The organism is Shimia sagamensis, assembly GCF_900182745.1.
GTDB lineage: Bacteria > Pseudomonadota > Alphaproteobacteria > Rhodobacterales > Rhodobacteraceae > Shimia > Shimia sagamensis.
Map to the genome: position 1 here is coordinate 672,557 of NZ_FXTY01000001.1, position 10,064 is coordinate 682,620.

General features: G+C 55.8%; 11 protein-coding genes. 4 read left to right on the forward strand and 7 right to left on the reverse strand.

Features of this window, described 5'->3' with window-relative positions:
* The first annotated feature begins 17 nt into the window (after positions 1–17).
* The 3 genes from QOL67_RS03100 to QOL67_RS03110 are packed head-to-tail and all read left to right on the forward strand — an operon-like array spanning position 18 to position 2,295.
* Entirely contained in the window at positions 18–677 is a 660-nt protein-coding gene (locus QOL67_RS03100; RefSeq protein WP_283424475.1) for a Tim44/TimA family putative adaptor protein, read from the forward strand.
* Positions 674–1,711, forward strand: a complete 1,038-nt coding sequence (mltA, locus tag QOL67_RS03105; RefSeq protein WP_283424476.1) for a murein transglycosylase A — start codon at positions 674–676, stop codon at positions 1,709–1,711. The genes QOL67_RS03100 and mltA overlap by 4 nt, the downstream gene beginning before the upstream one ends.
* A complete protein-coding gene (locus QOL67_RS03110) occupies positions 1,708–2,295 on the forward strand; it encodes a Smr/MutS family protein (RefSeq protein WP_283424477.1) in 588 nt (195 codons plus the stop codon). The genes mltA and QOL67_RS03110 overlap by 4 nt, the downstream gene beginning before the upstream one ends.
* Here the strand turns inward: QOL67_RS03110 and QOL67_RS03115 are convergent.
* From QOL67_RS03115 to hslV, 6 genes are all read right to left on the reverse strand, one after another.
* Complete coding sequence (locus QOL67_RS03115; protein ID WP_283424478.1) at positions 2,284–3,504, reverse strand: MFS transporter; 1,221 nt, start codon at positions 3,502–3,504, stop codon at positions 2,284–2,286. The two genes, QOL67_RS03110 and QOL67_RS03115, sit on opposite strands and share 12 nt — an antisense overlap.
* Positions 3,501–4,403, reverse strand: coding sequence for an alpha/beta hydrolase (locus QOL67_RS03120; RefSeq protein WP_283424479.1), 903 nt, complete (start codon positions 4,401–4,403; stop codon positions 3,501–3,503). The genes QOL67_RS03115 and QOL67_RS03120 overlap by 4 nt, the downstream gene beginning before the upstream one ends.
* A gap of 262 nt (positions 4,404–4,665) precedes the next feature.
* A complete protein-coding gene (gene hslU, locus QOL67_RS03125; protein ID WP_283424480.1) occupies positions 4,666–5,976 on the reverse strand; it encodes an ATP-dependent protease ATPase subunit HslU in 1,311 nt (436 codons plus the stop codon).
* A 12-nt stretch (positions 5,977–5,988) separates the two neighbouring features.
* Entirely contained in the window at positions 5,989–7,053 is a 1,065-nt protein-coding gene (locus tag QOL67_RS03130) for a hypothetical protein (RefSeq protein ID WP_283424481.1), read from the reverse strand.
* A gap of 17 nt (positions 7,054–7,070) precedes the next feature.
* Positions 7,071–8,105 (reverse strand): aldo/keto reductase, encoded by a 1,035-nt coding sequence (locus QOL67_RS03135; RefSeq protein WP_283424482.1) that lies wholly within the window; start codon positions 8,103–8,105, stop codon positions 7,071–7,073.
* Complete coding sequence (gene hslV, locus QOL67_RS03140; RefSeq protein ID WP_283424483.1) at positions 8,102–8,659, reverse strand: ATP-dependent protease subunit HslV; 558 nt, start codon at positions 8,657–8,659, stop codon at positions 8,102–8,104. Before hslV ends, QOL67_RS03135 begins: the two co-directional genes overlap by 4 nt.
* Positions 8,660–8,759: 100 nt before the next feature.
* Here hslV and QOL67_RS03145 point away from each other — a divergent pair, with 100 nt between their 5' ends.
* Positions 8,760–9,668, forward strand: a complete 909-nt coding sequence (locus QOL67_RS03145) for a hypothetical protein (RefSeq protein ID WP_283424484.1) — start codon at positions 8,760–8,762, stop codon at positions 9,666–9,668.
* A gap of 61 nt (positions 9,669–9,729) precedes the next feature.
* Here QOL67_RS03145 and trxA read toward each other — a convergent pair whose 3' ends face one another.
* On the reverse strand, positions 9,730–10,050 hold the full coding sequence (gene trxA / locus QOL67_RS03150; RefSeq protein WP_283424485.1) for a thioredoxin: 321 nt from the start codon (positions 10,048–10,050) through the stop codon (positions 9,730–9,732).
* Positions 10,051–10,064 lie beyond the last annotated feature (14 nt).

The window sequence follows — 10,064 nt, forward strand, 5'->3', positions numbered from 1 at the left end:
CCCAACATGAGGTTCAAATGAACTCCTCCCTAATTCAACTTCTGGTTCTTGCCGGTATTGCCGTGTTTCTGATCTTGCGTTTGCGCAATGTTTTGGGGACTCGAGAGGGATACGAAGAGCCTCGTCAAGAGGGTGTATCCCCCGCGCGTCGCAAAGGCCCTGACCTCGAAGTGATCGAAGGTGGACCGGATCAAGACATTCTGGATCATGCGGAAGAAGGCAGCGTGACCGCTCTTGCTCTTGCTAAAATGAAGTCGATTGATCCGCAGTTTGGTGTGAGCGATTTCCTTGGCGGGGCACGCGGCGCCTATGAGATGATCCTGATGGCGTTTGAAAAAGGCGATCTTGGTGAAATCAAGACTTTCTTGGGTGACGAAGTTTATGAAAGCTTTGCTCAGGTTGTAGAGATGCGGGCCGACAAAGGTTTGACCGTTGAGAGCGAGTTTATCGGCGTCCGCGAAATGGCGCTCCAAGCGGCGCATTTTGATGAGACCACCAAAGAAGGCGAAATCACTGTGCGCTATGTTGGCGAACTGACGCATGTTGTGCGCGACAACGGCGGCGACATTGTTGAGGGCAACGAAAGCCAGATTAAGCGCCAAAAGGACGTTTGGACCTTTGCACGCGCGATGGGATCAAACGATCCAAACTGGCAGCTTGTTGCCACGGGCGAATGATCCGGGCGTTTCGGGCGGCATTGGCCGCGGTCTTTGTTTTGACCGGAGGGGCAGCTATGTCCGAAACTCATATGAAAATATTGTCTTTTGAAGACCTTGACGGGTGGGCCGCGGATGATCACGAGGCCGCCCGTGAAGTGTTTTTGAACACTTGCAATGACTTTGATGCGCCGGATTGGCAAACGCTTTGTGCGGCGGCCACAGGCATTGAAGATGCGCGTAAGTTTTTTGAGCTTCTGTTCCGGCCGGTTCTGATTGAGGAAGCGAAAAAAGGCGCGCTATTCACGGGATATTTCGAGCCTGAATTGGACGGGTCTTTGACGCCAAGTGGCCGATATCGTTTTCCTATCTATCGTTTGCCAACTGAGGCACGAGATGGAAAGTGGATTTCGCGGCGGGAAATCGAAACCACTGGGGCGCTCAAAGGGCGTGGTTTGGAAATTGCCTGGGTGGATGACTCGGTGGAGTTGTTTTTCCTGCAAATTCAGGGGTCCGGGCGCATTCGTTTGCCCAATGGGTCCTACATCCGTGTGGGCTATGGTGGTGCCAATGGGCATAAGTATCGCTCCATTGGGGCCGAGTTGGTGCGGCGTGGTGTTTACAATGCGCATCAGGTTAGTGCGCAGGTCATCAAAAATTGGGTGAAGCGCAATCCGGTGGATGGGGCTGAGTTGCTGCGTCACAACGACAGTTTTGTGTTCTTTCGTGAAGTAAGTCGTGTGCCAGCCCACAAAGGTCCGCTTGGGGCCATGAACCGGTCGATCACGGCAATGCGGTCGGTGGCGGTGGACCCTAAATTTACACCACTTGGTGCGCCCGTGTGGGTTGAGAAAGACGGCGCAGGTCCTTTGCGCCGATTGATGATTGCCCAGGACACTGGCTCGGCCATCAAAGGTGCACAACGGGCGGATATTTTCTTTGGTACCGGCGATGCGGCGGGCAAGGCGGCGGGAACGCTCAAGGATCCGGGACGCATGGTGGTGCTGCTTCCGATACAGCGGGCGTATGCGATGCTGCCGGAGTCGGTTCTGTGACACGGCGGAAATTGAGTGAAGATGAAGTCACCCTCTGGCGGAAGGTGGCGGATACGGCTGAGCGGTTGCATCCCGGCGCAAGTTCCCACGAGTTACCGAAACCCAAGCCAAAACCGACCAAAAAGACTCGCCCACATCTTTCCCCTGCTCTGCCAAGTTTTGAAGTTGGGGCCAAAGCACCTGTTGGACGGTCTGGCCATGACTTAATGGGCAGCGTGTCGGATCGGGTTGCACGGCAACCAGTGCACATGGACAAAAAAGCCTTTGGTCGGATGAAGCGTGGCAAGCTTAAGCCGGAAGGTAAAATCGACCTGCATGGCATGACGGCGGATCAGGCACATGGGGCCTTGACCGGCTATATTCTACGCGCCCATGGTGAAGGAAAACGGTTGGTTCTTGTGATCACTGGCAAAGGCAAAACGAGGCGCGATGAAGGGCCAATTCCAACTCGTCGTGGCGTTTTGAAACATCAAGTCCCGCAATGGTTTGCACTGCCTCCCTTGAAAGCGTGCATCCTTCAAGTGGCTGAAGCGCATATCCGTCACGGTGGTACCGGGGCGTACTACGTCTATTTACGCCGCTAAAGATCTGCGTGCGCGGGCGAAAGGGATCACCATGGTAGCGCTGGCAAAGGCAAAACAGATGGCAAAGGCGGCGAGCTGAGTTTCGTACAGTACGCCGCTGTCGATCATCCAACCTGAAAGACCTGGCCCAAGTGCGGATCCCAGGACTGCGAAAGCCGCAACAGTGGCTTTGATTGCGCCGAGGTGTTGCGTACCGAAAAACTCTGACCATACCGAAGCTGGCAGAGTTGCTTGTCCGCCGCCTGCCAAGCCCATGAGCACCACGCCAAACGCAACCCACCCAACAGACGGAGCCCAGGCGTGCAATGCAAAAGCAGCCACCAAAGGCAGGAGGTAAAAGGGCATCAATCGAGATGCACCGACTCGGTCAATCAGCCAGCCAAACGTCAATGTGGATAGAGCGAAAGACAGGGTTCCCAGCGGAAAGACGGACACAAGAGCGAGATGCGACCAGCCTTTGATCTCCGCAAAATAGGTCTGTTGAAAGAAAAACACTGTAGAGAATGCGGGAAAGACCATCATTGCGGGAATAGCCGAGAGAAAGACAGGGTGCCGGATGGCCTCCCAGCGCGTCCACGACCGGCAGTCCATGCCCAAAGTGCTGTGCTCTGTGGCTATGTGTTGAGGGTCGCGTTCCTGTCGCAGTAACACGTAGATCACAGGGGCCATCAGGAGGCAGAAACACGCTGCCGTCACCCAAATGAGATGCCAGTCCATTCTGCTTTTCAGCCAGACAACAGTGATTGGCATCGTGGCCTCTGCAAGCATGAACCCCATGGTGGCAAAGGCCAATGCGCGACCGCGAGAGACGGCAAACCAGCGGGCCATCGCAACGGCAGAAATATGCGGCAGCATGCCTTGTGCAGTGAAACGCAATGCGAGAATGACAAAGGGAAGTGCCCAGACCCAAGACAGAAAAGCCAAGGCGACACAGGCACCGGCAAGGCATATCAACATGATTGGGCCAAGAATGCGCACACGAACATGATCTGCCAGCGTCCCAGCCCACAGCATAAGGAGTGCTGAGGTGCCGGTGCCAAGCATATAGATTGCCCCCCATTGGCTATGGGACAGTTCAAAGGAAGCCCGGATGTCAGCGGCAAACGTGCCAATAAAAAAGGTTTGGCCAAAACAGGACAGGAACATCAGCATTGCGCCGGGCAAAAGGTAGCGGCCATTTTGCCGAAGAAATGTGCCTGTCGAAATCATGATCCGCCGGGTGGGCCGGAGACCTGAATGGCGATTGCCTGATTGGAAACGCGGACTTTTTCAGCTTGTCGCAGAAGGAAATTTGGATCGTCTGGTGCAAGCAGTTCATCAAATGTGCGCGCATCACGCAGCAGTGCAATCAACGCAGGGCTTTCGGCAAACGTCATGTGGTTGCTGCTGCCGTCAGAGAAACTGGAGACATCAAACACAATCACCGGTAAGTCCGCGAGCAGGTCTGGGTTTGAGAGCTGCCCCAATCGTTGCGTTGAGCGGTTGATCCGACTGGAGAGGCGTAGGGCGCTGTCTTCTGTCGAAGTCAAAATCACGGTCGATTCAGGTAGTGATTTTATGGGCTCCAGGTTACGCAGGAACAAATCAACAGGCATGTCCGGTGAAATCAGTGCCAGCGCATCGATGTTGCGTGCGGTCCAGCCGGGCTCCTTGAGCTCGATCTGCCTCAGCGTTTCAGTGATCAAAAACGTGCCAAGGGAATGTCCAACGAGTAAAAGGCGATCAGATTTGGATTTTGCAAGGGCACGCAGCGTGCGCTCAAGATCGTCGCGTGAGAACAAGGCGCTTTCCCGGTCGTGCGCATATCCCAAGGGACTGCCCGCGCTGGCCCAGGCGAAATTTACCACGGTGCCAGGCATATTAAAATCGGTCTGAAGCTGGGCAATGCGGAACAGGCTATCTTGGTAGGTGTTGTAGTACCCATGCACAAAAACGGTGACTTCGCGATTGCGCCGGAGTTGGTCCGATAGGCTGGAAGACACCCTCTTTGCCAGCTCAGGCAGGGAGGCAATTTGAGCTTCTTTTGCGATTACAAAGTGCTTTTGTGGATCCGGGCGGGCATGGAACGTAGGCGCTTCGCCGGCTGAGTGTTCAGGTGGAATAGACACTGTTGTGTCCAGGAAAGTCAGCTCTGAATTACGCGTGTTTGCCAGATACCCCTGCGCGTTTTGCTGTCGGTTGGTGACAACAAAAATCTGGCGTGTGTTGGGGGAAGCTAATGCCTCAGGTTGAACTGGCGCCGTGATACGATCTGCGCAGGCGGACACAAGGCAACACGTGAGTATGATAATAAGGCGGCGCACAAAAAAATCCCGGCAATGCTAAGTTGCCGGGACTATGCCGAGGAACGATAAAAGCTGCTAGGGGAAATCAGAGCACGTAGCGGCTGACGTCCATAGATTTTGAAAGCTCGCCCAGATTCGTGTCTACAAAGGCGGAATCGACTGTGATTTCATCGCCAGAGCGGTCCGGGGCGGTGAAGCTCAACTCCTCAAAAACGCGTTCCATAACTGTGTAAAGGCGGCGCGCACCGATGTTTTCAATCGATTGGTTTACGTCTGCTGCAATTTTGGCCAGGGCTGCGATGCCATCTTCGGTGAAGGTGACGGTAACTTCTTCGGTGCCCATCAGTGCAGTGTATTGGCGGGTCAGGGCATTGTCAGTTTCGGTGAGGATGCGCACGAAGTCTTCTTCGGTCAGCGCGCGCAATTCTACTCGGATTGGCAAGCGACCTTGCAATTCTGGCAGAAGGTCAGATGGTTTGGCGATGTGGAAAGCGCCGGAGGCAATGAAGAGGATGTGGTCAGTTTTTACAGGGCCGTGTTTGGTGGAGACTGTGGTGCCTTCGATCAGGGGCAGCAGATCGCGTTGCACACCTTCGCGGGACACGTCACCACCCCGGGCTTCCTGACGGGCACAGACCTTGTCGATTTCGTCCAAGAACACGATACCGTTTTGCTCCACGGATTGAAGCGCAGCCGCGTTGACGGTTTCATCGTCCAGAAGTTTGTCTGCTTCGTCAGAGATCAACACTTCGTAGCTTTCAGAAACGGTCATGCGTTTCTTGGTGGTACGGCCGCCCATGGCTTTGCCAAAGATATCACCGAGGTTCATCATACCCATCTGCCCACCGGGTTGGCCGGGCACGTCGAACATGCCGCCCAATGGGTTGGAGCTGTCCGCAACTTCAAGTTCAATGATCGTATCATCCAGCAGACCGTCTTTGAGTTTTTTCCGGAACATTTCCCGGGTGGCTTCGCGGGCCTCTGTGCCAGCAATGGCCTCGATCACGCGCTCTTCGGCGGCGGCGTGGGCTTTGACCTTCACGTCTTCGCGCATGTGTTCTCGGGTTTGGATGATGGCGGCATCGACCAGATCACGGATGATTTGCTCCACATCGCGGCCGACGTAGCCGACCTCAGTGAACTTGGTGGCCTCAACTTTGATAAATGGGGCGCGGGCGAGTTTGGCCAGACGGCGGGAGATCTCGGTTTTGCCCACTCCGGTGGGGCCAATCATCAGGATGTTCTTGGGATAGACTTCATCACGGATGTCATCAGACAGCTGTTTGCGGCGCCAGCGATTGCGCAGAGCCACGGCCACGGCGCGTTTTGCGTCGTTTTGGCCAATGATGAATCGGTCAAGTTCGGAAACAATTTCACGAGGCGTGAGATCAGTCATAGGGGTGTCCAATCAGTGAGAGGGCGGTAGGCGGTGCAGCGGCAGAATGCCGGACAAAGGCGCAAGAAGGGCCGCGCGGAAGCGGGACCAGAACGCGCCGAGCACCACCAAGAAGATGCCGAGGAAGAGGATGGTGAACGCTGCGCCCTCGCCGTCAAAGACGATGCTGGCCAGGGCAACGGTGTAGCCGATGGCCGCAATCAGGAAGGAGCGGCGGTCGATGATGATAGCGATGGCGGCAAAGCCAAGCAGGAAGAGCATGAGTGCCATGTGGGCGCTGTTGCCGCCAGCTTCGAGAAGCGTCAGAGCGACTGTATTGATCAGGGCTGGTGCGGCGACAACGTGTAGCCAGAAGCCTTGCGCACTGCGACGGGTGACACGGTGCGGGTCGGACATGTCGAAAAACATGGCGACGGCGAACACGGCAATGCCAACGCCCAACGTGATAAAGGCAAAAGGTCCGCCTGCAGAGAGCAAGAACAGGTCTTGAGGGCTGGTCGGGGTGCCGGATTGGTTGGCGCCAAGCATCAGCGCGATGCCAAAAACGCCAAGCGCGATCAGCGCCATGGCAAAAGGCACGCGGAAGCGCAGCCAGAAGATGAGCGTCGCCAGGGTGGTGAGCGCGAGCGGCAGCGGCAGGCTTGAGAAGTCTTCCTGAGCCAGCATGAATGGCTGCGCGAAATAAGCGGTGATGCCGGAGCCTGCGTTGATGGCCCAGAGGATGGATAGGGCGATGGCCGGGGCCACCATGCGGCGGCGGCGGATGAAGTACTCTGACAACACCCAGATGACCCCAGCCGAGATGGCAGTCATGCTTACAATTTTGGCTTTGTAATTTACAATCTCAGTGGCCATGGCGATACCGTTCACCGCGGCCCATCCGCTGGCGAGGATCAACAGGCCAACAACGATAAAAATCTCGTTGAAGCCTTTGAACAGCTCAAACGGTTCGTCGCCAACGGCGAGCTCTTCACGTGCGCCACGGCGACTGTCTGCTAGCGCAGCCAGGGACGCGGCCTGTTGTTCATTCAGCAGGCCAGAGCCAACCGCGGCGCGAAGATCATCTTTGTTAATCATGACGTGTGGGTCTCTCGTTACGCGAGCACTTTGCTAAACAACTCGTCTTTCATCATGTCATCAAACCACTCGGGATAACGACGGCCTGGGACTGCTGCGTCATCCAGCGCGGCCATCTCATCTTCGCTGAGCGCGATATTGGCGGCGGCGATGCCACTTTCAAGCTGGCTCAGCTTGGACGCGCCGATGATGACAGTGTGATCGCGGCGTTTGTTCAAGATCCAGGCTTGGGCAATTTGGGCCGGTGTGGCGTTGTGCGTCTCAGCGGCTGATGTCAGCGCAGAGATCGCGGCGATGGCTTGATCCTTGGAGACTTGCAGGAAGTCACCTTCAGCCAGACGACCATCGCTGTCTTCCAGCTTGTTGAGGTCGTATTTGCCCGTCAAAAGACCGCCAGCGAGCGGGGACCACGCCATCAAACCGAGGCCAAACTCTTCACTCATGCGCAGGACATCCATTTCGATGTCACGGCCTACAGCGTTGTAGAGATATTGTCCTGCCACAAACTGGCTCATTCTGTTGTCACGCTGGAATTGCACCGCTTGCGCAACTTTCCATGCGGGCCAGTTGGAGACACCGATGTGGCGGACCTTGCCCGCGTCGATCACGGTTTGCAGGGTTGCCAAGGTCTCTTCCATCGGGGTGGTGAAGTCGGTTTTGTGCAGAACCAGAAGGTCGATCCAATCAGTGTTCAGCCGTTTTAGGCAGCTGTCGACGGACGACAGAATATGGCCTCGTGACAGGCCTGCGTCAGTGACGCGATCGCTTTGGCGGAACCCAAGTTTAGTGCAGATCACCGCATCGTTGCGCTTGCCTTTGAGGGTTTTGCCAAGGATGTCTTCAGCTTCGCCACTGGAATATCCATCTGCCGCATCAAAGAAGTTGATGCCACAGTCAAGCGCTAGATCAACCATGTTCTGGGCATCTTCCAGACCGACTTTGGCGACACCGGGGATCCAGTCGGAGCCGTGGGTGAAGGTCATGGTGCCAAGCGCCAAGCGGGACACCACAAGCCCGGAGTTGCCCATGCGTGTATAGGTCATATCACTCATTTGGAGATTTTCTCCACGGTGAGATTGCCATTGGTATAGACGCAAATATCGCTTGCGATGGCCATGGCCTTGCGGGCTACTTCCTCAGCGGACAAGTCAGTGTCCATGAGCGCGCGCCCTGCGGCCAAAGCGTAGTTGCCGCCCGAGCCGATGGCGGTGACGTCGTGCTCAGGTTCCAGCACGTCCCCTGCCCCGGTGATCACAAAGATATCGGTGCCGTCGGAGACAATCAGCATTGCTTCGAGCTTTTGCAGGTATTTGTCTGTGCGCCAGTCTTTGGCGAGTTCGACAGAAGCGCGGGCCAGCTGGCCTGGGGTGGCTTCGAGCTTGGCTTCTAGGCGCTCCAGAAGCGTGAAGGCGTCGGCGGTGGAGCCTGCAAATCCAGCAACGATGTCATATCCACCTGGACTCAGACGGCGGACCTTGCGCGCGGTGCCTTTGATCACTGTTTGGCCCAGAGAGACCTGTCCGTCTCCGGCAATCACAACTTCGTCACCCTTCTTCACACCAATGATGGTAGTGCCGTGCCAGCCGGGGAATTGGTCCTCAGACATCCAAATGCTCCTTCTATCCTTCGCTCTATATGAGCCTGCGGCAAGAAAGGCACAAGGGTATGGCTTGCGGGCGTGATTGCAAGGGCTTAGCGTCCGCCCTATGAGCAGTGAAACACAGGCCCGTTTTTACATTCCGTGGCCACATAGACAGCGCGCGGAAGCCGGGGATCACAATTTTATCAACAAGGTGGCCGATGTGGCCCGCTCTGCGGGCATGCAGGTCAGTTATGTCGATCCTAAGGAGGCTGACCCACGTCTTGGCGGATATTCCGTGTTCTATATGCGCGATCCGTTTGTGCGCAATTCGGTGACTTTGAGGAAAGCCTACCACTACCCGTTTTGGCATATCGAGCACACCAATGAACGGTGGCACTGGGAAGTTGCGCAAACGGCTTTTGATCCGTCAAAGATTGATGAAGCGGAAGCGCGAAAATTCTTTCAGGCTTGGCGACGACGGATTTATGAGCCTTTGCTGAAGTCCGTTGAGAAAGGTGATTTTGTCTATGTGCCGCTGCAGGGGAAGTTGCTTGAGAAACGCTATTTTCAGCACTGCAGCCCGGTTGAGATGGTGCAGCACGTCTTGGAACAGGAGCCTGATCGGGAGATTTGTCTCACACTGCACCCTGGGGAGAGCTACTCAGATGAAGAGCTGTTAGTTTTGGATAACATGGTTGCGAAGTATGCGCGCCTGTCTTTGCGTGCCGGCGGCATGGAAGAGCTTTTGCCAAAATGCGCCTACGTGGTGACGATGAATTCCAGCGTGGCTTTTGCCGGGTATTTCCTGAAAAAACCAAGTGTGCTGTTTGCTGGCATCGATTTCCACCACATTGCGGCCAATGTTGGTGTTTTGGGTGTCGACAGAGCTTTCGAGGCAGTGCGCGGTATGAAACCACCCTACCCTCAATATCTGTGGTGGTTCCTTCAGCAGATGTCGATCAATGCGGGACGGCCGGAAGCAGAAGACAAAATCAGGGCGCGATTGGCAGGGCTTGGGTGGCCTGTGTCTTGACCTTTAGAGCAAAAAAGGCGCCCCCATTGGAGCGCCTTTCGAAATCGGTATTTTGACCGGATCAGAGGGCGTCTTCGATCCAGCTTTGCAGAGCAGCCTTAGGGGCGGCGCCTGCACGGTTGGAGATCACCTGACCGTCTTTGAAGATGAACAGCGCAGGAATGCCACGCACACCCAGAGCAGCGGCTGCGCCCGGGTTGCTGTCCACATCAACTTTGGCAATTTTGATCTTGCCGTCCATTTCGGCGGAGAGCTCTTCGAGCGCTGGGCCGATTTGTTTACAAGGGCCACACCATTCGGCCCAGAAATCCACGACGACAGGCACGTCGGCGTTTTTTACTTCTTCGTCAAAGGTGGCATCGGTGACAGCGACGGTTGCCATTTGGAGGTCTCCTG